25 protein-coding genes and 1 tRNA gene are annotated in these 20,651 nt (G+C 64.4%); 7 read left to right on the top strand and 19 right to left on the bottom strand.

Annotation, left to right across the window (positions count from 1 at the left end):
* Positions 1–1,386 precede the first annotated feature (1,386 nt).
* The 4 genes from BMX07_RS23530 to BMX07_RS04365 form a co-directional block, all read right to left on the bottom strand.
* Positions 1,387–1,782, bottom strand: a complete 396-nt coding sequence (locus tag BMX07_RS23530) for a hypothetical protein (protein ID WP_139210794.1) — start codon at positions 1,780–1,782, stop codon at positions 1,387–1,389.
* Positions 1,783–2,078: 296 nt separating this feature from the next.
* On the bottom strand, positions 2,079–2,204 hold the full coding sequence (locus tag BMX07_RS25400) for a hypothetical protein (protein ID WP_281246922.1): 126 nt from the start codon (positions 2,202–2,204) through the stop codon (positions 2,079–2,081).
* Positions 2,201–2,431 (bottom strand): hypothetical protein, encoded by a 231-nt coding sequence (locus BMX07_RS24175; protein WP_175480034.1) that lies wholly within the window; start codon positions 2,429–2,431, stop codon positions 2,201–2,203. The genes BMX07_RS25400 and BMX07_RS24175 overlap by 4 nt, the downstream gene beginning before the upstream one ends.
* Before the next feature lie 561 nt (positions 2,432–2,992).
* A tRNA-Met gene (locus BMX07_RS04365) sits at positions 2,993–3,143 on the bottom strand.
* Positions 3,144–3,276: 133 nt separating this feature from the next.
* Between BMX07_RS04365 and BMX07_RS04360 the strand changes: the two genes are divergently transcribed.
* Positions 3,277–4,434, top strand: coding sequence for a DUF7115 domain-containing protein (locus tag BMX07_RS04360; RefSeq protein ID WP_090614204.1), 1,158 nt, complete (start codon positions 3,277–3,279; stop codon positions 4,432–4,434).
* Positions 4,435–4,436: 2 nt separating this feature from the next.
* Here the strand turns inward: BMX07_RS04360 and BMX07_RS04355 are convergent, their stop codons facing one another.
* Positions 4,437–4,859, bottom strand: coding sequence for a DUF5830 family protein (locus BMX07_RS04355; RefSeq protein WP_090614200.1), 423 nt, complete (start codon positions 4,857–4,859; stop codon positions 4,437–4,439).
* A 192-nt stretch (positions 4,860–5,051) separates the two neighbouring features.
* Between BMX07_RS04355 and BMX07_RS04350 the strand changes: the two genes are divergently transcribed.
* Positions 5,052–6,032 (top strand): transcription initiation factor IIB, encoded by a 981-nt coding sequence (locus BMX07_RS04350; RefSeq protein ID WP_090614198.1) that lies wholly within the window; start codon positions 5,052–5,054, stop codon positions 6,030–6,032.
* Positions 6,033–6,293 carry a hypothetical protein gene (locus BMX07_RS04345; RefSeq protein ID WP_090614195.1) on the top strand — a complete coding sequence of 87 codons (261 nt, stop codon included), beginning with the start codon at positions 6,033–6,035 and terminating at the stop codon, positions 6,291–6,293. It abuts the gene before it with no gap.
* Between the two features lie 42 nt (positions 6,294–6,335).
* On the opposite strand, the gene BMX07_RS04340 is transcribed toward BMX07_RS04345, so the two are convergent.
* Positions 6,336–7,493, bottom strand: a complete 1,158-nt coding sequence (locus BMX07_RS04340) for a multicopper oxidase domain-containing protein (RefSeq protein ID WP_090614193.1) — start codon at positions 7,491–7,493, stop codon at positions 6,336–6,338.
* A 367-nt stretch (positions 7,494–7,860) separates the two neighbouring features.
* On the opposite strand from BMX07_RS04340, the gene BMX07_RS04335 reads away from it, so the two are divergent.
* Positions 7,861–8,166, top strand: a complete 306-nt coding sequence (locus BMX07_RS04335) for a cupin domain-containing protein (RefSeq protein ID WP_090614190.1) — start codon at positions 7,861–7,863, stop codon at positions 8,164–8,166.
* An 11-nt stretch (positions 8,167–8,177) separates the two neighbouring features.
* Here the strand turns inward: BMX07_RS04335 and BMX07_RS04330 are convergent, their stop codons facing one another.
* On the bottom strand, positions 8,178–8,810 hold the full coding sequence (locus BMX07_RS04330; RefSeq protein ID WP_175480033.1) for a uracil-DNA glycosylase family protein: 633 nt from the start codon (positions 8,808–8,810) through the stop codon (positions 8,178–8,180).
* A 193-nt stretch (positions 8,811–9,003) separates the two neighbouring features.
* Between BMX07_RS04330 and BMX07_RS04325 the strand changes: the two genes are divergently transcribed.
* Positions 9,004–9,495, top strand: coding sequence for a metal-dependent hydrolase (locus tag BMX07_RS04325; RefSeq protein WP_090614183.1), 492 nt, complete (start codon positions 9,004–9,006; stop codon positions 9,493–9,495).
* Between the two features lie 44 nt (positions 9,496–9,539).
* Here the strand turns inward: BMX07_RS04325 and BMX07_RS04320 are convergent, their stop codons facing one another.
* From BMX07_RS04320 to BMX07_RS04290, 8 genes are all read right to left on the bottom strand, one after another.
* Positions 9,540–10,418 carry a COX15/CtaA family protein gene (locus BMX07_RS04320; RefSeq protein WP_090614180.1) on the bottom strand — a complete coding sequence of 293 codons (879 nt, stop codon included), beginning with the start codon at positions 10,416–10,418 and terminating at the stop codon, positions 9,540–9,542.
* 122 nt (positions 10,419–10,540) lie between these two features.
* Positions 10,541–11,230, bottom strand: a complete 690-nt coding sequence (gene bluB / locus BMX07_RS04315) for a 5,6-dimethylbenzimidazole synthase (RefSeq protein ID WP_090614177.1) — start codon at positions 11,228–11,230, stop codon at positions 10,541–10,543.
* Positions 11,231–11,339: 109 nt separating this feature from the next.
* Positions 11,340–12,152 carry an endonuclease III domain-containing protein gene (locus tag BMX07_RS04310; protein WP_090614871.1) on the bottom strand — a complete coding sequence of 271 codons (813 nt, stop codon included), beginning with the start codon at positions 12,150–12,152 and terminating at the stop codon, positions 11,340–11,342.
* Positions 12,153–12,229: 77 nt separating this feature from the next.
* Positions 12,230–12,643, bottom strand: coding sequence for a DUF371 domain-containing protein (locus BMX07_RS04305; protein ID WP_090614174.1), 414 nt, complete (start codon positions 12,641–12,643; stop codon positions 12,230–12,232).
* Between the two features lie 239 nt (positions 12,644–12,882).
* Entirely contained in the window at positions 12,883–13,251 is a 369-nt protein-coding gene (locus BMX07_RS04300) for a hypothetical protein (RefSeq protein ID WP_090614170.1), read from the bottom strand.
* A 90-nt stretch (positions 13,252–13,341) separates the two neighbouring features.
* Positions 13,342–14,685: an alkaline phosphatase family protein gene (locus tag BMX07_RS04295; protein ID WP_090614168.1), complete on the bottom strand. Its 1,344-nt coding sequence runs from the start codon at positions 14,683–14,685 to the stop codon at positions 13,342–13,344.
* 198 nt (positions 14,686–14,883) lie between these two features.
* Positions 14,884–15,012, bottom strand: a complete 129-nt coding sequence (locus BMX07_RS25395) for a hypothetical protein (RefSeq protein WP_281246921.1) — start codon at positions 15,010–15,012, stop codon at positions 14,884–14,886.
* Positions 15,013–15,183: 171 nt separating this feature from the next.
* Complete coding sequence (locus tag BMX07_RS04290) at positions 15,184–15,714, bottom strand: inorganic diphosphatase (RefSeq protein WP_090614165.1); 531 nt, start codon at positions 15,712–15,714, stop codon at positions 15,184–15,186.
* 205 nt (positions 15,715–15,919) lie between these two features.
* On the opposite strand from BMX07_RS04290, the gene BMX07_RS04285 reads away from it, so the two are divergent.
* Positions 15,920–16,279 carry a PadR family transcriptional regulator gene (locus BMX07_RS04285; RefSeq protein ID WP_090614162.1) on the top strand — a complete coding sequence of 120 codons (360 nt, stop codon included), beginning with the start codon at positions 15,920–15,922 and terminating at the stop codon, positions 16,277–16,279.
* Between the two features lie 2 nt (positions 16,280–16,281).
* Here the strand turns inward: BMX07_RS04285 and BMX07_RS04280 are convergent, their stop codons facing one another.
* A complete protein-coding gene (locus BMX07_RS04280; RefSeq protein ID WP_090614158.1) occupies positions 16,282–16,890 on the bottom strand; it encodes a DUF7108 family protein in 609 nt (202 codons plus the stop codon).
* 65 nt (positions 16,891–16,955) lie between these two features.
* Positions 16,956–17,549, bottom strand: a complete 594-nt coding sequence (gene rnhA, locus BMX07_RS04275) for a ribonuclease HI (protein WP_090614155.1) — start codon at positions 17,547–17,549, stop codon at positions 16,956–16,958.
* A gap of 162 nt (positions 17,550–17,711) precedes the next feature.
* On the opposite strand from rnhA, the gene BMX07_RS04270 reads away from it, so the two are divergent.
* Positions 17,712–18,674, top strand: coding sequence for a transcription initiation factor IIB (locus BMX07_RS04270; RefSeq protein ID WP_006184711.1), 963 nt, complete (start codon positions 17,712–17,714; stop codon positions 18,672–18,674).
* A gap of 144 nt (positions 18,675–18,818) precedes the next feature.
* On the opposite strand, the gene gfcR is transcribed toward BMX07_RS04270, so the two are convergent.
* Entirely contained in the window at positions 18,819–19,472 is a 654-nt protein-coding gene (gfcR, locus tag BMX07_RS04265; protein ID WP_090614153.1) for a transcriptional regulator GfcR, read from the bottom strand.
* Positions 19,469–20,593: a glucose 1-dehydrogenase gene (locus BMX07_RS04260; protein WP_090614150.1), complete on the bottom strand. Its 1,125-nt coding sequence runs from the start codon at positions 20,591–20,593 to the stop codon at positions 19,469–19,471. The genes gfcR and BMX07_RS04260 overlap by 4 nt, the downstream gene beginning before the upstream one ends.
* Positions 20,594–20,651 lie beyond the last annotated feature (58 nt).

Genomic DNA, 20,651 nt, shown 5'->3' with positions numbered 1-20,651 from the left:
AGACGCCGAACAGCACGAGCGTTCCGATCGTCCGTTCGAGTGTCTCGCTGTCGGGCATCAGCGTCCTCCCCAAGCAGATGAGTTCGATCTTCGCGCGGTCAAGCGGATCAGAGGGTTTTGCTCTGACAGACATGGCATCTATCGAGACTCCTCGAGCACCTCGATTCGACTCCCGCGACCTCGAAGCCCGTCTGGACTGCAGCAGTGCCGGCCTCGCGGTCGAACGTCTCCTCGTGGGCCTCGAGTGTGCCGTCGGCGAAGATCCGAACGTGGTGCTGACGAACGGTCGTTCCGGGAAGACGTTTAGGTCATAATGGAAGCGGACGAAGTTTGTAATCTCGTCGCCGTGCTCGTAGGAAAGAATCTAGTTTGGCGTGAATCCTTACAGGCGAGTGCTTCGACGACCTCGATAGCCGACGGCGGCGGATCGAGCGTCGCGACGTCGTCGTCGACGATACCCCGCCAGTCAGAAGCGCGAGAGCGTCCGATTCGAACAGCAGCCTCGGCGAGGCGGAGGACCCGAGCGTCCTGGTGCGGTTTCTCGAGCAGTTCGTCTGGGTCGAGGTCGTAGCCGGTAAGATTCTGTATCATCGTCATTCTCGCTGGGTCGCCAGGTTGACTGGTCGGCGGAAGATTCCAGTATCATAGCCCTGGATGTCCTCGCGACTTTTGAACAGTCGAACACCCTTTCGGAGTTCCTTCGTCGAACTCGAGGTCCTGTTCGCCAAGCCGATGAGCGAGTAGCCCGATGAGACGAAGCGCCTGCACTTTCGAGAGTGCGTTGTCGTCGGTCCAGCAGCCGACTCGTGCATAGGTCCGACAGGTCGTCATCGGTGGCGTCGACGGCTTCTCTCCGCGCTCGTCGTGATCGACGACACCCTGCTCGAGGCTAGCCTGTGGTGTCCGGTTTCGGTCTTCGACAGCGTGGTCGTAAACACCGTCGCTGAACGTTCCTTCCTGGACCTCCCAGACATGCTCAAAACGGACCTCCTAGACGTGCTCAACACTAACCGTTACACACGCGAGGGTTGTGCCAAACGGGTCGGTCGAACGCTCGCTGTGGCGAGACGTGGTCGTCTGCTGGTGTGAATGACACTATGGACATCGTATTAAGCAAAGCGACGCTGTAGGGCGGACGAGATCATCGCCAGCGACGCAGTCGCCGACTCGACACCCTTGCAGCGATCGTATTATTCTCGTGACGGTAAGTCGAGTTGATACCGATAAGTGCATGCGCAGTCTCTGTGCTTATTGCTCAGACACCGCGGGCTTCCCGCCTCGTAATATTCGTGCCATATACCAGCGGATACAAATAATGGCATCTATCACTACGGTTTATATTCCACGAAAAATGGGACGATGATGAAGTTCCTATGTAGATCTAGTTTAGTGGATTCGTTCGTCGTCTTGGAATACTACATAGTGGTCTGCGGAAGGTTCCCAGAGGACGGGGTCGGGATCTTCACAGTTCTCACATGTAACGATGTCTACGTCTCCAGAACCCATATTCGTTGCCCAGATAACCCGGAAGTACTCCGAGTTTGAACGAAACTCGGCGTTAGTATCTACCTGTTCCGCACTGATTCCCGCGTTTCCGTCACCGGCATTGATACCGATGCCATACTGGATGGGTTCCTCAGTACCAACGTGCTCGACTCGTAGTGTGTAGTCTGAGGTTTCAGCAGCAGCTGCAGACTGTGATCCAAGGATCAACCCGCTGCCAGCTACTGTTGCGAGTGCTCCTTTTTGCAAAACTGACCGCCGTGTTCTGTCATCTGGCATGACGTTTTAAACATTCTACACCACCATATTATAGCTTTCGGTTATTTAGTAACCTAATTTCCCATGGACCGGGCCTACTAATTCGACCTGAATGAACCGTAAGTCGCTAGCGGCGGGGTCACGATGGATAACGTCGGCCTCCTCGAGTTGGTCACGTGCTTCATCGGGGAGGGCAGTTCGCTCTTGGAGGTCGCTACAACCGAGCGTCCCGCTGGTGGCCTCGAGAGCAACCACACTGTACTTCGCATTCGGCGCAAGTCGTCGGTGTCAGGGGGCTTCCGGGAGGCTCATGGGCTTTAGTTCGTGGAGAGTGCCGCGGCTGGTTCCAGTGGGTCGATCGAGGCCAAGCCGTCGACGATCTCGATGTCGTCGTGCTCGAGGGCATTGCGCAGAAGTTCGAGAGCGTCTTCGAAGACGCTCATCCCGTGAGCTCACCTCGGACTGCGCCGCGGACCTTTCGCGAGTCGGCCATTGAACAGTCGAAGCAGAGCGTGTTGTGCGGGTGGTCGTGGCTTCGATCGACCGCGCGGAGTTCACGATTGGCGGCTTCCGGGTCGAACGTTTCACCATAGTACGTGACGTCGAGGAGGCTCTCGACGCAGTCGCCATTGTGGCCATTGTCGAGATTGACCACGTAGCCAGTCGTCACGAGTCACCACCTCCTTCGCTTCGCGTAGAGTTCTTAGACTGTGTGATTGTACGATTCACTTGGGTATTAGCGATTGTTCCTGGGTGCTTGGTCGCTGTCTCCACCATAACTCGCGTGTTCTTCAAATTCGAACGCAGTTCTTGCTGGACGCGGCAGAGATCGCGATCGCCGACTAACTCTTCGGCTTTCCCATGACGTCGTAGGTATCCGTCCGGTGGATGTTCTCGTCAGTTGCTTCGAGGACGTCCCGAATCCGTCGGTGGCGGCGCTCACGCCGCAACACCGCTTTTCGAAGTCGCTATTGCAAGAGATAGTTCAGAGACTACAGTCTCGTAACGTGGAAGACGAGATTTTCGCGCTCTTGGGAGGGGGTTCTTACATGTGGGTGTACAAAATTTGATAAGCCCCCTGGGAGGGCTCCGAACCTCCGGAAGCGCTTCGCTCTTCCGTGCCCTCGATCGTTCACTTCGTTCACTCTCGAGGACCGACGGGTCGTCGCCCCGTCCCGTAGGCTTTCAGACTCGTCGCTCACTCCGTTCGTGACGTCACGTAGAAAGCCAGTGCCCGGGGAGGGCTCCGAACCCTCGATCTCCGCATGTCCCAGGTCCGAGGCTCGGCAGTCCTCGAGGGACACGGAGGCTTCCAAGGCGAAACCGCACCGAATCTCTGAACCCTATGAGTGCGGCGCTATGTCCAGCTAAGCCACCCGGGCTCGATTACGAGTAGTGCGGTCCGTTTCTTTAACCTTTGTATTCGGATCCGCTGTGCAACGCGGACCCACGGATACGTGGGATAGTGGACAGTGGACCCACGGATTTATGAGACGGTGTTACGAAGGGCGCTGCATGAGCGTTCCCGGCATCGTTCACTCTACTCTCGATGGCGAGGAGATCGCGGCGCGGGTCTCCCTCGGCAGTGATGACGAGATTTTCATCACTCCCACGAGGACGATCGTGTACCGCGCCGACGGCCTCCTGAGCGACGAATCGGCCGACGAATACCCTCACGATGCCGACCGGCTGAGCATCTCGGAGGGTCGGCGGAAGACGAAGTTCACGCTCGAGTACGCCCTCGACGGCGACCGAGCGTTTTCCGTGCCCGCGGGGAAGACCGACGACGTGCTCCATCCCGTCCTCGCCGGCGTACTGAACGGGAACGGGATCACGGATCCCGGCGAGACGGTCGTCAAGACCTACCGATTCAGCGAACTGACGCTGATCATCACGAGCGATCGACTCGTCAAACACATCGGCGGCGCGGTCTGGGACGGGGACTTCGAGGAGTACCACTTCGACGACGTAACCAACCTCTCGTTCGAGGACGGCAGCGTCGCCACCCAGATCGTCCTCACGGCCAACGGCCGCCCCCAGCGGATCAAAGCCCCCAACGAGGAGGCAAACGACCTCCGGGAACGACTCCAGCGCGCGCTGTTCGATTACCACGGCGTCGGCTCGCTCGAGGAGCTCAACGAGACGGTCGGTGAGAGCGACGACGAAGCGGCGGCCAGCAGCGAGAGTTCGGTCGACTTCGGCAGTGGCGTCGATCCCCTCGATGCCGACCCGCCCGAACCCGACGATTCCGACGTGACAACCGAGGCGACGACCGGGGCGGCCGATGCGGAATCGACCGATCCGCTCGCCGAAGGGGCGACGGACGATATCGCGACCGAGGAGGTCGCGTCGACGGAGGGCGACGCGAGCGACGGCCGGTCGTCGGCGCGAGCGGCCCCGACCGACGGTTCCGCTTCGGATCGCGGCGGCGATGGAGCGACGACGGCGGCGGAGATCGATTCGATTCTCGAGGAGACCGATGCATCGAACGCCGCCGGGGGTGCGCCGGTTGCGTCGGGCCCGGAACAGTCGGCGGCCCCACCGAAAACCGATCCCGAACTCCTCGAGCGGCTCGATGCGCTCGAGACGGCGGTCGAACGGCAGAGCGACCTCATCGAGCAACAACAGCAGACGATCGATCAGTTGATCGCGGAACTCCGGCAGGGCCGGTAGCGCTAGCCGTCACGTCCCGTTACTTTTCGAATACACGAGGAGCCGAAGGGACCGAGTTCGCCGGCCTCGAGGTCGATGAAGTAGCCGGTCGAGAGGCCGGAGCCACAGCGCCGACAGGAAAACTCCCCCTCTTTCGTGACGACGTCTCGCTCGAACCGAACGTACTGCCTGCTCTTCGGGCGGATGACGCCGTCGTCGCGCTCGATAATACCGCGGAGTTCGGCCTGATCCAGGATCGTCCGCGTCACCGTCGGATCGGACGTGACGGTCTCGATCCGGTCGACGGCGTCGGCGAGCGAGAGCGATTCGTGCTCGAGGCGGGCCAGTAGCGCGAGTCCGAGCGCGACACGGTCGTCGTCCGCTTCGACGTCGGCCTCGCCGCCGACCCCATCTGCCGTTCCGGTCCGGTCCCCGTCGCGGTCCATCTGTCCGTGCTGTCGTCTCGGCGCGACTAAACGTTGCCCCTCTCGGGGTACACTGGGACGCCTCTCGAGAAAAAGTACGTCGCCGACCGTTCCCACGGGCTGGGAATCCACCGGTCGTTGATATCTTCGCTCCACTCCACTCCGAGTGAGAACATCACACGGCCGGAGTCCGGCTCCGGCGGAGACAGACCAATGAGTCAAACGATCGTCGAGACGGCGACCGAGGGATCGACCCGGAACGGAGAGCGCGAGTCGGCTCCCGAACAGCGGGGGTCGGAGCGGCTGGAGTGTCCGGAGTGTGCGGGCCCGATCCGCCGCGACGAGGAACACGGCGAACGAACGTGTACGGAGTGTGGACTCGTACTCGATGCCGACGTCATCGATTACGGCCCGGAGTGGCGAAATCTCGACGACGACGCGGACAGATGCCGGGTCGGCGCACCGGTGTCGACGCTCAGACACGACAGAGGCCTCAGTACGACGATCGGCTGGCAAGACGAGGACGCGTACGGCAACCGGATCTCGGGGCGGAAGCGCCAACAGCTCCGGCGACTGCGGACCTGGAACGAGCGCTTCACCTCGAAGAACGCTCAGGAACGCAATCTCAAACAGGCCTTCGGCGAGCTCGAGCGCATGGCGTCCGCGCTCGGACTGTCGGAGCCGTGTCGCGAAACTGCCGGCGTCCTGTATCGGCGCGCCGTCGACGAGGGCCTGCTTCCGGGGCGGTCGATCGAAGCGATGACGACCGCCTGCCTGTACGCCGCCGCTCGGCGTCACGGCACGCCGCGGACGCTGGTCGCGTTCGCGCAGGTGAGTCGAGTCGGCAAGCTCCCCATTCAGCGGGCGTATCGCTACCTCTCGAGCGAACTCGGCCTCGAGATCGAACCGGCCGATCCGGTCCACTACCTCCCGCAGTACGCCTCGAAACTCGCGGTCAGCGACGACGCCGAGCGGCTGGCTCGGGAGATTCTCGAGGCAGCCAAAGCGCGGGATCTCCACAGTGGCCGAAGCCCGGCCGGGCTGGCGGCGGCGGCGATCTACGGGGCGGCGCGACTGACGAACGAACGCGTCACCCAGGCCACCGTCGGCGAGGAGACGGGGGTCAGTTCGGTCACGGTGCGGAACCGATACCGGGAGCTTCTGGACGCCTACGAGGAGGACCGACGGCGATAGATGTCCCGGACCGACCTCGAGCGGGAGATTCTCGACGCGCTCGTCGATACACCGCAGTACGCCGTGGATCTCGCTGCGGAGATTGACGAGCATCCGGTCGCGGTCGAACAGGCGTGCGACCGGCTCCGCGATGCGGCGGCCGTCCGGTCGCTCGGCTGCCGACGGTACGAGATCACCGCGACCGGGCGGCGACGGCTCGCCGACGTGGGACCGGCGACTGGCGGATCGGACGGCCGGACAGAAACGGAAAGTCGACCGTGAACCCGTGCTGATCGCGCCGGGCCGGTGTCCGTTCGCGGATTGTCAGCCCTCGTAGCCCGCGTACGTCATGAGATCGGCGAAGACGTCGGTGTCCATCGCGTCACGGTAGACGATCCCGTTGACCATCCCGCCGGGATAGGAGTTGCCGTTCATCGCGTGGCTGACCTTGTGGCAGTGCATGAGATAGATCCCGGGGTCGGCGTCGGCTTCGAACTCGACGGTGTGGCGCTCCGCGGGCGCGATATTCGTGACGTCCTGTTCGTACTGGGCCGCGTCCGGGATCTGCCCGCCGTCTTTCTCGACGAGGCGGAAGCGGTGGTTGTGCGTGTGCATCGGGTGGGACATGTAGCCCGCGTTGACCATGTGGAGGCGAACGGTGTCCCCGTGATCGACGATGATCGGGGAGCCCTCCTCGGGGTGAAGCGTTCGCGGGAGGCTCTTCCCGTTGATCGTGAACACGTCGGGGTTGCGATTGCGGGGGCTGTAGTCCACGTCTTCGCCCGCCAGCTGGCGGTTCACGCGGGAGTCCCAGTCTTTGAGGGTGAAGAAGTACTCCTTGTCGGCGGGTTCGTACCCCTTCGGATCGACGCGGAAGATGCCGTACATCCCCATATCGATGTGTCGATGGGTCTGGTAGTGGCAGTGATAGAGGTGCGTGCCCGGGACGTTCGCCGGGATCGTGTAGGTGTGTTTCTCGCCCGGATTGACCGTGATACCGGTCGTCGTCGGGACGCCGTCGTTCTCCCAGGTCTTCTTCGCGCCGTGGAAGTGCAGCGTGTGCGGGTGGTCGGCCCCCGTGTTGTCGAGGGTGACGTCGATGTCGTTGCCCTCGGTCGTCCGGAGGATCGGGCCCGGAACGCTCGGCGTCCCGTCGTCGGCTTTGAAGGCCCAGACCCGCGGGAGTTCGACGGGGCCGCCCATCGAATCCATCGGGTGGACTGCGTGTCGAGCCGTTACGGACTGGAGAGTCACGCTGCCGCCCCGCTCGTCGACTTGCACGACCTCCGGGGAACTCGTCCACGGAAGCTCGGGTTCGGACGACGATGTCGACTCCTCGTCGGAACTCGCCGGTTCGGGTTCCTGCTGTGCACCCTGGCCCGTACAGCCCGCCAGGCCGGTCAGGGCCGCCGCGCCGCCGGTCGCTGCAACGAATTCCCGTCGCGATAGCCCCAATCCGGGTGCGCCGATTCGGTCACTCATAACAACTGAGCGTATGAACAGCCGACGTATAACGGGGCGAGCCAGTTCCCCTCGATCGGGAAGCCCCGAGAACATGTTCTCTCACACTACTTAAACGGACTCGATCCAGGAGGGGAGTGATCCACCGCCGGCAGACGGTTGGTCGACTGGCACCTCCGGTTCGCCGGTGGCCGGACTGACGGCCTCTTGCGGAGGTAGACGCTATTCGCCTAGTGGGCGCGGGCTCACCGTTCCGCTGCGGCCGACGGCTGGTCGCGGCCGACTGTGACCCGTCCCGGTGCGGACCGGGCCGCCGTGATCGCGACCCGCCGCCGTCCCGAACCGGTTCGCCCGCGGGCACAAGTTCCCGGGCCAACAGGTTACGCCTATGCCCGATGTCACGTCCCTCTCCGCCCTCGAGGAGGCGCCCCACGCCGAGGTATTCGACGATCCCACGCCTCGAACCGTTCGATTGCGACTCGAGGCCGACGAGCGCGTCCCGAAACACCGCCACCCGGAATCGAACGTCGTGTTGCACGTGCTCAGCGGTGCCGTCGAACTCACGCTCGGCGACGACACCTACGACCTCGAGCCGGGGGACGTCGTCCGATTCGACGGCGATCGGGACGTCTCCCCGTACGCGGTCGAGGACAGTACGGCGCTGGTCGTCTTCGCGCCGAAGACGGAGTCGTAGCGGGTCGCCGGTCAGCCGACCGTCGTCGCGACCCCTTTCGTCTGCCGGTAATCGCTCGCGAGCAGCGCTTCGATCTTCGAGACGATCGCCTCGCGGTCGCCGTCGGTCCACTCCACGGGCTCCTGAATGGGGACGACGAGGAACCCGCGACCGCGGATGTCGCGGGCGTGCAGCGCTGCCATGTCGAGGTCGAACCGGTGTCGCTGGGTCGTGTACTCCCGGAGGACGCGATCCGTCGCCCGCGCCCCGACCGGCAGGAGGATGTGGGCGTTGATCGCGCGGAGTTCGGCATCGAAGAACCGCTCGAGCTCGGCGTACTCCTCGTCGGTTGGCCGCCGGCCGTTCGGAAGGCTGCACATGTGGACGTAGCTCCAGAAACAGTTCTCGAGGGCGAGCTCGTTCCGCGGTCCGCTCGCGAACCCGACCTCGCGAACGACGTCCTGAACGGCGAGTCCGTCCTCGGTTTCGGTGAAGGGAACGCCGGTCGTTTCGCCGCCGTGGACACCGGGGTAGTCGCCGACGACGTGGAAGTCGGCGTTGGCATCACCGTATCCGAAGACGGCTGTCCGGTCGTCGGGATCGGAGCGATCGAATGGCGGTCGCAGTCCGAACGGGTTGCTCGTCCTGTCGGTGACGTTTTTCACGCACGGTGGAAGGCGGCCGCTGGTCATAACCGCAGCGGTTGCAGCAGAGAGACGGAACCCGGGCTGGCATCTCGGCCGGACGAACCTCCCCCGGCCGGTCGAACCGCCCGTCCGACGATCCGCTGGACGGACGGTCGGTCGGAGCGGTCGGATACGGTGATTTTATCACTCGATGTTGCGTTTTTTGTCGTACATGTATCAGGTGGGCCATTACGGTGGGGCGCTCCTGGCGTACGCGCCGCTCGGCACCATCGTCGCCCTGTGGGGGCACGCGGAGGTCGCGATCGTCGGCGGCCTCGTCTGTGTGGCCCTCTCGACGCTTCCCGACTACGATCACCGGCTCCCGTTGATCGACCACCGCGGCCCGACGCACACGATCCCGTTCGCGCTGCTTGCGGGTGCCGGACTCGCCGCCCTGTCCGCCGTCCTCGTCGACGCCTCCTCGGCGTTTGCGGACGCTGGCTTCGTCAGCTTCGCGTTCCTCGTCGGATTCGCCTCGATCGGTTCCCACCTCCTCGTCGACGCCCTGACACCGATGGGTATCCGTCCGTTCTGGCCCATCTCGCGTCGTCGCTACTCCGCGGATCTGACGACGGCGGCGAACCCCTTCGCCAACTACGGCCTGCTCGGACTCGGTATCGGAGCCGTACTGACGGGAACCGCAATCGTCGTCGCGTTCGGCTGATCGGCGCACCGGGACCAGAGAAAACGGAGGGTCCGCCGGCCGAGCTACGGCGAGAGCGTCTCGTTCGTCCCGCTCGAGCCGCCGGTTCGCCGAACGAGAACGATCCCGGCGACGAACGTCACGAAGAGTGCCGTGGTGGCGACGAGATAGGGGGCCTCGAGCGCCGGATTGACCGCCTGCCGGCCGAAGAAGAGGACGAGGACCACCAGCGGCGGTGCGACCAGTAACGGGGCGAGGGCGCGGCCGGTAACGCGTCGCCGACCGACCATCGCGGCGACGATCGCCGCGCCGAGCAGCGTGAGGGTCACGGCGTACTGCGTCAACTGCATCGTCGGCGAGTACGTCGCGATGCCCGCGTCGACGACGGGGCTGAGGACGACGTGTGCCGGCAGCGCGACGATACCGAGCGCCAGCGCACCGGTGACGTGGGTCCCCGTCAGGCGCGGTGTCCAGACGATGACGGTCGCGACGAGGAACAGCGTGAAGATCGTGACCGCGGTCCAGAAGTGCAGGGAGAGGATGTCCATCGTGTACTGCGTGACGGTTTCGCGGCCGAGCGCGACCTGTACCGGCGTCAGGATCATCCCGAGGACTACCAGTCCGACGACGCGCCGATCGATATCGGGGAGCCGCCACGCCGCGAGCGCGGAACCGACGATGGCGAACCCGGCGAACATCGCGACGAACCGGTGGAACCACTCGTAGAAACTCGGGAGACTCCCCGGCAACAGGTTGTACGGACCGGCGTCACATTGGGGCCAGTTGGCCTCGCAGGCCAGTCCGGAGCCCGTCGCTTTCGCCGCGACACCTAGCAGGATCGTCGCCGCGACCAGCGCGAGCGTCGCGGTCAACAGGTGCGGAAAGCCGAACCGATCGATCAGCGATCGAAATCTCGAGTCGGGCGTGTGATTGTCGTACGACACGGTCGTTCGGCCGAGGGTTGGGACGGGCCGTATTTATGTTGACCAGTTCTGCGGCGCACCGGCGCGCGTCGCCGCCGCCGAGCAGCCGTCGATCGGCCGGCCCCGTCGATCCGTTCCGTCGACTACGAACCGAGCGTCCGCTCACCGTCGGTCGCACCCGCCAGGTCGTCGCTCCACGTCTCCTCGTGGACGAGCCGGTCCGTCTCGAGCCGGTCGCGCCACCCCTCCTGCTGGAGGACGGGCTCCGCGGGGAAGCCGTTCGCCGGATAGCCCAGACAGAGGTACGCGACCGGCTTGACGTGGGGTGGAATGCCGAGTACGTCCCGAACCTCGGACGGATAGAGCACGCTCACCCACCCGACGCCGACGCCCTCCGCGCGGGCGGCCAACCAGAGGTTCTGCACGGCGAGACACGTCGAGTACACGTCGGTTCGTTTCATCGAGCTTCGGCCGAGTACGTGCGGTGCGCCCCGCGTCGGGTCGCAGGTCACGCAGATATTGACCGGCGACTCGCCGATCCCCTCGAGTTTCAATTCGGCGAACTCGGTCCGCTTCGGTTCCTCGTAACCCTCGCGAGCGGCCGCGATGGCGCGATCCGCGATCGACGCGATCTCGGCTTTCGTCTCGTCGTCGGTGACGACGACGAAATCCCACGGCTGCGAGAAGCCGACGCTCGGCGCGTGGTGTGCAGCCTCGACGAGCCGCTCGAGGACCGCGTCCGGAATCGGTTCGGCGGCGAACCGTCGGATGTCGCGCCGGGCGTAGATCGCCCTATAGACCGCGTTCCGGTCGGCATCCGTGAATTCAACCATCGTTTCACATATACAAAAACAGTTGTATAAACCCGCCGTCTCGCGATCGACCCGGAGACGCGTGCTCGGACGACTAGTTGACTCCGACGTCGGTCGCCGTCGGCACCGCTCACTCGAGCGTCTCGGCGGGATCGACGACCTCGTCCGTCGCGGGATAGACGCCGACCTGCTCGCACAGGTCGGCCATGGGGCAGGCGTCGGGATCTTCGAGACAGGCCGGGTTGCGCGCCGTGCAGTACTCGCGGCCGAACTGGATGGTTGCCGTGTGGCCGAAGCCACACTTCGCGGCGGGGACGTCCTGCTCGAGGACCTCGCGGACCACCTCGTGGTCGGCTTCGGGCGGTGCGATCCCCATGCGACGGTAGATCCGATGGACGTGCGTATCGACGGGGAAGACGCCGCCGCGACCGCCCGCGAACAGCAGGACGCAGTCGGCAGTCTTCGGCCCGACGCCGCGGACGGAGAGGAGCGTGTCGCGGACGATCGCCGGCTCCTCGTCTTTGACGAAGTCGTCGAACGCTGCGGCGGAGCCGAACTCCTCGCGGACCCACTCGCCGGTCTGGATGAGTGTTTCCGATTTCTGGTTGTAGAGTCCTGCGGAACTGATCGTCTCGGCGAGTTGCGATCGTTCGGCGTTCGCGAGCGACTCCGCGAGATCGACGCCGTCGGCGTCGTATCGGTCGATCAACGCGTCGTGCGCCGGCTGGCTCGCCGTATCGCTGGTATTCTGACTCAGGATCGTCCGGACGAGACAGGTGAAGGCGTCCCGCCCGCCGTACGTCTTTTCCCAGAACAGGTTTCCGAGTCGGTCGACGACCGTCTCCGCGCGGGTGTCGGCCGTCGCGGGGTCGAACTCGGCCGCTGCGCCGCCGCCCTCCGTGCCGCCGCTGATGTTGACGGCGGGCTCCGGATCGTCGCTCATACCGTCGCGTTCGGGCTCGCGGGACAAAACCGCGCCGGAATCGACGGCTCGCGATCGTTCGTCGAGGCCGCCGCCGGTCACTCGACGCTGATCGTCACCGTCGCTTCGGCACCGTCGGCCAGCGCCGCGACGAGGTCGCGGTCGAACCCCTCGGCCGCGAACTCGGCACCGTTTACGATCGTCCGATCGTCGACGTAGTCGCTCGTCCGTCCGACCGCGCTGCGCTCGCTGGTGAACTCGAGGTCGGGGTTGCCCCGCCCCGTCACCGACTCGCGGTGGCCGTTGGCCTCTACAGTAACCGTGATCGCCGCGTCGGCGTCCCGGCAGGCCGCGGCGAAGTCGGGATCGAAGTCCGCGGGGGCGCGATCGGCTTCGATCGCGAGGATACAGTCGCCCGCGGGGGTGAGATAGTCGTCGGTCGTCACCTCGAACGTGCTCGCGTGCTCGGCGCTGACGTGCTCGTGGCCGCGAGCGTGGATGACTTCTTCCATGCCCGCCGGTTCGTTGCCGGCCGGAAAACGCCCTCGAATTCCGGTCGGCACCGGTGATAGCTCCCGGGAGGAGTTCGATCCCGATCTCGAATCGTCGGCCGTCTTCACAGCCACACGACACGCTCGCTTACGCCGCCACTGGGTTCGTGCTCTCGGACAGCGGGCCGGGATACCCGTTATCGGCCGCACTCCCGCCGATTACACGTCGACGGACGCACGACTCGAGCGGTCCCCTCGAGTCACGTCCCGGATCGAAAGCCGGCGCGGAACTCGCGCGTGACGGCCCCGAGCAGGTTCCCGACCACGACGACCAGCAGGATCGTTACGAGTCCGAGCCCCCACTCGTCGTGGGGCGCTCCCGTGACGACTCCGGCGATGACGGCGACCGCGGCACCGACGACCGCGAGGATCGACAGGCCGAGCTGGAGCGACGACCCGCTGTTCCTGTACAGGAGGAACTGCGGCAGCCCGATCCCGACGGCGAAATAGACACCGAACCCGACCGGCGTCAGGCCGAGCACCGCGGTGGTTTCGGTGACGACGCTGACGATTCCGGCGAGGAGTACCGCCACGGCGAGACATCCGCCGACGATAGCCGAGTCGTTCATACCACCGACTTCGGTCTCGAAACGAAAATTAGTTTCGGAAATCGGGAGGGTCGACCACGACGGCTCGAGCGGCGACTGCGGCTCGAAGCCTCAGAGCAGGCTCGCGCCGTCGAACTCGCTGCGGCCGTAGTCGACGTCCATGAGGTCGAGGATCGTCGGCGTGATGTCGAACAGGTCGGCGTTTTCGATCGTCGCGTCCGGGTCGTCGATGTACAGCGACGTGTCGTCGAAGCTGTGCATCCCGTTTCGTGGGCCGGTATCGAAGATCTCGGCGTCGGCTTTGAACCCGGACTTGAGGTCGAAACCCTTGTTCGGGATCGCGACCAGATCCGGCGCGATGTCGTCGTGGTCGCCGCGGAAGGCCTCCTCCTTCTCGACGACCCGGTCGACGACCGCGTTGCCGTTCGGCCCCTCGAGCGCCTCGAGGTCGGCCTTGAGTTCGTCGCGGACCGCGTCGTACTCGTCCTCGGGAACGGAGCCGCGGGGTTCGCGGCCCTCGAGATTGATGTAGAATCGGCCGGGGATGAACGAGTAGGCCATCGTGTCGTCGGCGATGTCGCTCAGTTCCTCGGGATCGTCGGTCTCGAAGGAGAGCCACCCCTCCTCTCGGAGCCACTCGTTGAAGTGGACCTCGTAGTCGAGGCTGGTGAAGCCGTGGTCGGAGGCGACGATCAGCGTGACGTCGTCGGGCAGCGACTCGCGGAGGCGGCCGATATAGTCGTCGACCTTCCGGTAGAAGTCGATGAACTCCTCTCTGTACTCGCCGTCCCGTTCGTAGTCTTTGAAGAGGAAGTGGTTGACACGGTCGGTCGTCATGAAGACGCCGAAGAACAGGTCCCAGTCGTCCTCCTCGATGTAGTGCTGGAAGGCCTCGTACTGGGCGTCGACGGTCGCGTGCGCGTCCTCGATGAACTCGGATTTGTCCTCCTGATGACCGAGTTTCGGATTGACGTCGATCCGATAATCGAGCGTCTCGAGGTAGTCGCGGACGTCGTCGGGGTAGGCCGCTTTGTCTAACCCGGGCGAAAGGAACCCGGAAACCATCCGCTGGACGTCGCGCTGGGGCGGGAAGGTGACGGGGACGTTCATGACCGTCGCCTTGCGGCCGTTTTCCTGAACGCGGTCCCAGACGCGGTCGGCCTGGACGTCGCGGCCCATCGGGACGTAGGTGTCGTAGGTACCGACTTCCCGATCCTGAAAGCCGTAGACGCCCGTTTCTCCGGGGTTCATCCCGGTCGTCAGGGACGGCCAGCAGGCGCTGGATTCCGGCGGAACGATGCTCGAGATCTCGTCAGCGGTCCCCTCGTCGGCGAGCGCAGCGAAGTTTGGAAACAGTTCCTCGTTCTCCGAGAGGAGACTATACGGCACGCCGTCGACCCCGATAAACGCGACCCGGGGATCGCCGTCGCCCCGTATTCGGTCGAACAGACCCATGGACGGACGTAGTCCGACCGCATACAAGAAGGTTCGTTTCGAGACAGTGTCTTGTGAATGCCTGACACAACGGTGATCGCGGTATCGCTCGTCGCCGACTGCTGCCGCGCCGACCAGTGAGCGGAACGGTCCGGCCGAGGACGCCGATCGGGAGCGCTGGGCTCGCTGAGCCGCCCGCGTCCGAGGGACGGTCGGCGGCTACTCGTCGCTGTCGTTCGCGTCTTCGGGATCGAAGTTGGTCGGGACGACCGTGAGGTGGGCCATGCCGGCGGCGGAGTCTGTCGCATCGTCGGCCGACGGTGTTCGCGGGGAGTTGGATGCTGCCATACGGGAATCACTACGTCGGTACCGGGGATAAAATTACCCATGCTCATAACGCATCTGCCCGACGGGCGCAGATAACTCTCGGGAATCGACGCGAGCGGACGGCTCGAGTCTCGGTTCGTGGGAGCACCGACGGAACCGATAGAACGGGTCACACCGCACGCGACGGTGTGTCTAGAAGTGCTCGTCGTAGAGGTCCTGGGCGTGCTCGATCGCGTCGTAGGCCGCCTGCTTGTCCTCCCAGCCCTGCGTCTCGACTTCCTTGCCCTCCTCCAGGTTCTTGTAGGTCGCGAAGAACTCGTCGATCTCGTCGAGTTGCTGCTGTGGGATGTCGTCGAGATCCTCGATGTGATCGTACCGCGGGTCCTCCGAGGGGACGGCGATGACCTTGTCGTCCTGTTCGCCGTCGTCGTCCATCTTCATCAACGCGACGGGACGGGCCTCGATGACGCACCCGGGGAACGTCTGGTCCTCGACGAGAACGAGCACGTCGAAGGGGTCCTCGTCGTCGTAGTAGGACTGCGGGATGAACCCGTAGTCGCTCGGGTAGTGGACGTTGCTGTGGAGGACGCGGTCGAGGACCACGCCCGGTACGTCCTTGTCGTACTCGTACTTGTTGCGCTCGCCCTTGAGACACTCCACGACGGCGTAGATCTCTTCCGGCGGATTCGGTCCGGTCTCGAGGTCTTCCCAGAGGTTGACCATGTACCGGAGAATCCACGGTCGATCAAAAAGTACTTTCGTAATCGAGTGTCAGTATTCACGTGACGGTTGCCAGATAATCGACAAACGCGAAACGGGCACATACACCAGTGCCCGGCAATGTTGCGGCCGATCTCGGGCTGTCCGACCGGCTGATACGAAGGAATAGTTGACAAGTCTTAAATAGTCTGGTGACATTTGCACACGTATGTCAGAGGCACAATCAATCACCGGCGAACAGAGTATCGCGCGCGAACTCACGGCGTTCCAGAACAACATCCTCGTCATCCTCGCCAAGGAGCCGATGTACGGGCTGGCGATCAAGCGAGAACTCGAGGACTACTACGGGACGGAAGTGAACCACGGTCGACTCTACCCCAACCTCGACGAACTCGTCGACCTCGGACTGGTCGAGAAGAGCGAACTCGACAAGCGGACCAACCAGTACTCGCTGACCGACGACGGCTACGACGCCGTCCTCGACGGGCTTCAGTGGACCCTCTCGAAGGTCGTCACGGGCGACGACCGCGCGGACGAGATCAGCGAGATCGTCGAGAACAGCTACTAGAACTACCGCTTCGGGACCGGCTCGTCGACCGCCTCGAAGACGAGTCGAATCGACTCCGCGATCACGTCCCGTTGTTTTTCCGACGGCCAGGCGTTCCGAACGACGTACTCGGTCCGAAACTCCGCGAGCTCCTCGCTCGTCAGGGACTCCATCGGCTTCGCGTAGTGATTGCCCGCGAAGTCCGCGAGTATCGCCGCGTTGTCGCCGTGGATGTCGCCGTGGGCCTCCCTGACGTCCGCGACGACCGCTCGGTTGTGTTCGTCGACCGCCTCCCAGTCGTCCGGGTCGTCCGTCCCTTCGAGCGGGACTTCGACCGCGCGGTCGATGTCGTCGATGCGGTCGGTCCTGATGATGCCGTCCTCGTGCCACTCCTCGGGGTGGCACACGAGCACGTCGTCGCCGTCGTCGTCGCGGACTCGAGACGTGAAGCCGTGCTCGTCGAGGAGTTTGTCGCGTCGATTCTCGTAGGCCTCGACCTCGTTGTCGTCGACCGCAGCGCGCTCGAGTCGGGTCACTCGTTCGATTTCGTCGACGACGCCTCTGGGGAGCTCCCCGTCGGCTTCGGCCTCGCCCCCGTCTCCGCCGGCGTCGATCGCGTTCCGATCGCTCATGGGGTGATCGTACGCACTCGAGCGGTTTTGCCCTTGCCGATTCGGTCCGCTTCTTGCCGCCGGCGCTACGCTCGATCGAGCGCCTCGTTCGCGAGTTCGTCCGCACGGCTGTTGACCTCGCGCGGAACGTGCTCGAGCGTCCACTCGTCGAACGACTGCAGCAGCTCGTGGACCGTCACGCGCTTCTCGCGGAGCTCGGGATCGTTGGTGTCGTACTCGCCGCGGACCTGTTTGACGATGAGTTCGGAGTCGCCGCGGACGTGGACCTCGTCGTAATCGTAGTCGTTCGCGGCCTCGAGCACCGTTATCAGCGCCTCGTACTCGGCCTGATTGTTCGTCGCACGGCCGATGGTCTCGCCGCCCTCGGCGACGATCCCGTCGCCGGTGACGATCACCCACCCGATCCCGGCCGGCCCGGGGTTCCCGCGAGAGCCGCCGTCGAAATAGAGGTGTGCGCGCCCACCACTCTCCCTGAGCAGCGCCTCGAGCTCGCGCGGGTTCGACCCCTGGACCACGACTTTGTCGTCGTAGGCGACGGCGGTCGCCGATCCGCGACTCGCTCGCCAGCGTTCGTGGTCGGTGTTCCCCGAGTCGACGGCGACACCCGCCTCCTCGAGCCGTTCGCGAGCTGCCTCGACGTCGCACTCGATAACCGGCATTCGTCTCCCTGATCGGCCGCACCCGGATAAAGAGTTTCCGATTCCGAATCGTAAACTTCGCCTTTCAACCCTTGTATCCGCTGTTTTCGGGCGATACGGCTCGGGTGGCGAAACTCCTTCCCGAACGTTTATATAGTATGGTGATACTACTATAAAAGTGCGATGACACGGTCCACCCGCCAGCGGGAGCGAACGCGCGAGACGGACGAGACCGAGGATCAGGAGGGGGTACGTGCCTGTCCCGAGTGTGAATCGGATAATCTCGTTAAGGACTCCGACCGGGGTGAGCTCATCTGTGAAGACTGTGGGCTCGTCGTGGAGGAAGAACAGATCGATCCCGGCCCGGAGTGGCGGGCGTTCAACCACCAGGAACGTCAGGAGAAGTCCCGCGTCGGCGCGCCGACGACCCAGACGATGCACGACAAGGGACTGACCACGACCATCGACTGGAAGGACAAGGACGCCTACGGCCGCTCGATCTCCTCGAAGAAGCGCAGTCAGATGCATCGACTGCGCAAGTGGCAAGAGCGTATCCGAACCAAAGACGCCGGCGAGCGAAATCTCCAGTTCGCGCTGAGCGAGATCGACCGCATGGCGTCCGCACTCGGCGTTCCGCGCTCGGTCCGCGAGGTCGCATCGGTCATCTACCGCCGCGCACTCAAGGAAGACCTCATCCGCGGGCGCTCGATCGAGGGCGTCGCGACCTCCGCGCTGTACGCGGCCTGTCGGAAGGAAGGGATCCCGCGAAGCCTCGAGGAAATCTCGGAAGTCTCCCGCGTCGAACGCAAAGAGATCGGTCGCACGTATCGATACATCTCGCAGGAACTCGGCCTCGAGATGCGTCCCGTCGACCCGAAAAAGTACGTCCCGCGCTTCTGTTCTGAACTCGAACTGTCCGAAGAGGTCCAGACCAAGGCCAACGAGATCATCGAGAAGACGGCCGAGGAAGGGTTGCTCTCCGGCAAGTCACCCACGGGCTACGCCGCAGCCGCGATCTACGCCGCCTCGCTGCTCTGCAACGAGAAGAAGACCCAGCGCGAGGTCGCCGACGTCGCACAGGTGACCGAGGTGACGATCCGGAACCGGTATCAGGAACAGATCGAAGCGATGGGCATTCACGGCTGACCGTCGCCGCGCCGTTCCGAACTCGCCTTTTTTACCGCCCTGGGACGCGACCGCCAGCGGGCGTGCCGTCCCGATCGAATCGCGCCATCGTCACTCGAGTCCTGGACCGGAGCGAAAAATCGCGTTCGTCGGCGCGGGAGACCGCTACTCGTCTTTGCCGACGCTGATGACCTGCAACAGCGAGTAGACGGGGACGCCCTCGAGCTCTTCGAGCCCCTGTTTGTCGGCGAGGACGACACACGCTAGCGGCTTTCCGCCGTCGGCGCGGATGGCCTCGATGGTCTCGCGCATGGTCGTGCCGCTGGTGATGGTGTCGTCGACGACGTAACACTCGCGGTCGCGGATCCCAGCGAAGTTCCGCGAGAAGGTGCCGCCGAGTTCCTCGATGTCGCCTTCTTCCCACTGGTGTTTCGCGGGAGTGTAGGTCCCGAGGTCGGTCTCGAGTTCCCGGGCGACGAGCGTGGCGATGGGGCCGCCAGCCTTCTCGATGCCGATCGTCAGGTCGACGTCCTCGCCGTGTTTGGCGAGCATATCGGCCATCGCGGAGGCGATCGCGCTCATCCGTTTGCTGTCCCGGCCGATCGCAGACCAGTCGACGTGGATGTCCTGCGGACTGCTCGGACCGCTCTCCGGTTGCTGCGTCGAGGGTTCGGTCGGCTGAGGGGTGGTACTGCTGCGCTCGACGAGCCAGCTCGCGGTCTCCCGCGAGACGTTCAGCTCGTCGGCGATTTCGCCCTTCGAGAGGCCCCGAGCCGCGAGCTCGGCCGCGCTCTCGATCAGGTCGTCGACGTTTTTCATATACTCGTGAATTCGACCGCCGTTTTTATAGTCGTATCGTCATCCGAATCCGAACCCGTGCTGCCGCCGGCCGCCGGAACGCGCGCGGTCGCTTCCGGGAACGCTCGGTCGACCGACTCGAGCCCGTAGACGCCGGAGACGAGCTCCTCGAGCAGCCAGTCGGGGAGCCCGGCGAGGGTGTCGACGGCCGCCTCGAACTGTCGCCGGTTCGAGTTGACGCTACCGACGAGGGACTTGTTGTGCAAGACCAGTTCGCGGTGGAGTCGGCCGCCGTCGACCTCGAACGACCAGTCGTCGGGGACGCCGAGCAGCGCGGCGACGCCGTTGGGTGCGAGCGCCTCGATCGACTGGAAGGCGTGTTTCGCGTAGCCGGTCGCCTCGTAGACGACGTCCATCGACTCGTAGACGTCCGGGATCTCGGGGACCGGCGTCTCGCGGGAGTCGACGTAGGTCGCGCCGAGCCGCTCGACGATGTCGATCGTCGGGTGCGGTCGATCCTTTCGGCCGAGGCAGTAGACGCGTTCGTAGCCGAGCGTTTCCGCGAACATCGCGGTGGTCAACAGCCCAAGGGACCCGGTGCCGAGGACGAGCGCAGACTCGGGCCGCCAGTCGAACGCCGAGCGCGTCGCGCGTGCGTGCTCGATCGCCTTCTCGGTGATGCTGATCGGCTCGACGAGAAACCCCCACTGCGCTAGCTCGGCGGGGATCGGGACGAGGCAGTCGACCGGACTCGTGATGTACTCGGCCATGAACCCGTGGGCCCCGACGATGCCGCGTTCGACGTACTCGCCGTCGGGTGCCATGTCGGGCTCGCCGCGCTCGAAGTACCCGTTGGTCTCGACGCCCGCGGGCGGTCGTCGAACCGTCGGGACGACGTACTGTCCCTCCTCGAGGGCCGTTCCGTTCGCGTCTTCGACGATTCCCACGGCCTCGTGACCGAGGACCAGTCGGTCGTCGCCGTCGGGGACGCCGCCGTGCGTTCCGTCGATAACCTCGTAGTCGGTGCCGTCGACGCCCACGCGACAGATCCGCACGAGCGCTTCGCCGGGAGACGGTTCAGGAACGGGCCGCTCGACGACTTCGGGGACACCCGCCCCGGGCGTGACTGCGATGGCTTTCATGCCCCCCACTAGGAACCGTGAGGATAAATATTTATTCCTACTCGAGTAAATCCCCTCG

The organism is Natrinema salaciae, assembly GCF_900110865.1.
GTDB classification, from domain to species: Archaea; Halobacteriota; Halobacteria; order Halobacteriales; family Natrialbaceae; genus Natrinema; species Natrinema salaciae.
Note: the sequence above shows the minus strand (reverse complement) of the source record. Positions and strands in the feature narration are given on the sequence as shown.

Excerpts from the sequence above, each read along its gene's own strand:
- BMX07_RS23530 (WP_139210794.1), bottom strand. The coding sequence starts at position 1,782 with ATGCCAGATGACAGAACACGGCGGTCAGTTTTGCAAAAAGGAGCACTC.
- BMX07_RS25400 (WP_281246922.1), bottom strand. The coding sequence starts at position 2,204 with ATGAGCGTCTTCGAAGACGCTCTCGAACTTCTGCGCAATGCCCTCGAG.
- BMX07_RS04360 (WP_090614204.1), top strand. The coding sequence starts at position 3,277 with ATGAGCGTTCCCGGCATCGTTCACTCTACTCTCGATGGCGAGGAGATC.
- BMX07_RS04355 (WP_090614200.1), bottom strand. The coding sequence starts at position 4,859 with ATGGACCGCGACGGGGACCGGACCGGAACGGCAGATGGGGTCGGCGGC.
- BMX07_RS04350 (WP_090614198.1), top strand. The coding sequence starts at position 5,052 with ATGAGTCAAACGATCGTCGAGACGGCGACCGAGGGATCGACCCGGAAC.
- BMX07_RS04345 (WP_090614195.1), top strand. The coding sequence starts at position 6,033 with ATGTCCCGGACCGACCTCGAGCGGGAGATTCTCGACGCGCTCGTCGAT.
- BMX07_RS04340 (WP_090614193.1), bottom strand. The coding sequence starts at position 7,493 with ATGAGTGACCGAATCGGCGCACCCGGATTGGGGCTATCGCGACGGGAA.
- BMX07_RS04335 (WP_090614190.1), top strand. The coding sequence starts at position 7,861 with ATGCCCGATGTCACGTCCCTCTCCGCCCTCGAGGAGGCGCCCCACGCC.
- BMX07_RS04325 (WP_090614183.1), top strand. The coding sequence starts at position 9,004 with ATGTATCAGGTGGGCCATTACGGTGGGGCGCTCCTGGCGTACGCGCCG.
- bluB (WP_090614177.1), bottom strand. The coding sequence starts at position 11,230 with ATGGTTGAATTCACGGATGCCGACCGGAACGCGGTCTATAGGGCGATC.
- BMX07_RS04310 (WP_090614871.1), bottom strand. The coding sequence starts at position 12,152 with ATGAGCGACGATCCGGAGCCCGCCGTCAACATCAGCGGCGGCACGGAG.
- BMX07_RS04305 (WP_090614174.1), bottom strand. The coding sequence starts at position 12,643 with ATGGAAGAAGTCATCCACGCTCGCGGCCACGAGCACGTCAGCGCCGAG.
- BMX07_RS04300 (WP_090614170.1), bottom strand. The coding sequence starts at position 13,251 with ATGAACGACTCGGCTATCGTCGGCGGATGTCTCGCCGTGGCGGTACTC.
- BMX07_RS04295 (WP_090614168.1), bottom strand. The coding sequence starts at position 14,685 with ATGGGTCTGTTCGACCGAATACGGGGCGACGGCGATCCCCGGGTCGCG.
- BMX07_RS25395 (WP_281246921.1), bottom strand. The coding sequence starts at position 15,012 with ATGGCAGCATCCAACTCCCCGCGAACACCGTCGGCCGACGATGCGACA.
- BMX07_RS04290 (WP_090614165.1), bottom strand. The coding sequence starts at position 15,714 with ATGGTCAACCTCTGGGAAGACCTCGAGACCGGACCGAATCCGCCGGAA.
- BMX07_RS04285 (WP_090614162.1), top strand. The coding sequence starts at position 15,920 with ATGTCAGAGGCACAATCAATCACCGGCGAACAGAGTATCGCGCGCGAA.
- BMX07_RS04280 (WP_090614158.1), bottom strand. The coding sequence starts at position 16,890 with ATGAGCGATCGGAACGCGATCGACGCCGGCGGAGACGGGGGCGAGGCC.
- rnhA (WP_090614155.1), bottom strand. The coding sequence starts at position 17,549 with ATGCCGGTTATCGAGTGCGACGTCGAGGCAGCTCGCGAACGGCTCGAG.
- BMX07_RS04270 (WP_006184711.1), top strand. The coding sequence starts at position 17,712 with ATGACACGGTCCACCCGCCAGCGGGAGCGAACGCGCGAGACGGACGAG.
- gfcR (WP_090614153.1), bottom strand. The coding sequence starts at position 19,472 with ATGAAAAACGTCGACGACCTGATCGAGAGCGCGGCCGAGCTCGCGGCT.
- BMX07_RS04260 (WP_090614150.1), bottom strand. The coding sequence starts at position 20,593 with ATGAAAGCCATCGCAGTCACGCCCGGGGCGGGTGTCCCCGAAGTCGTC.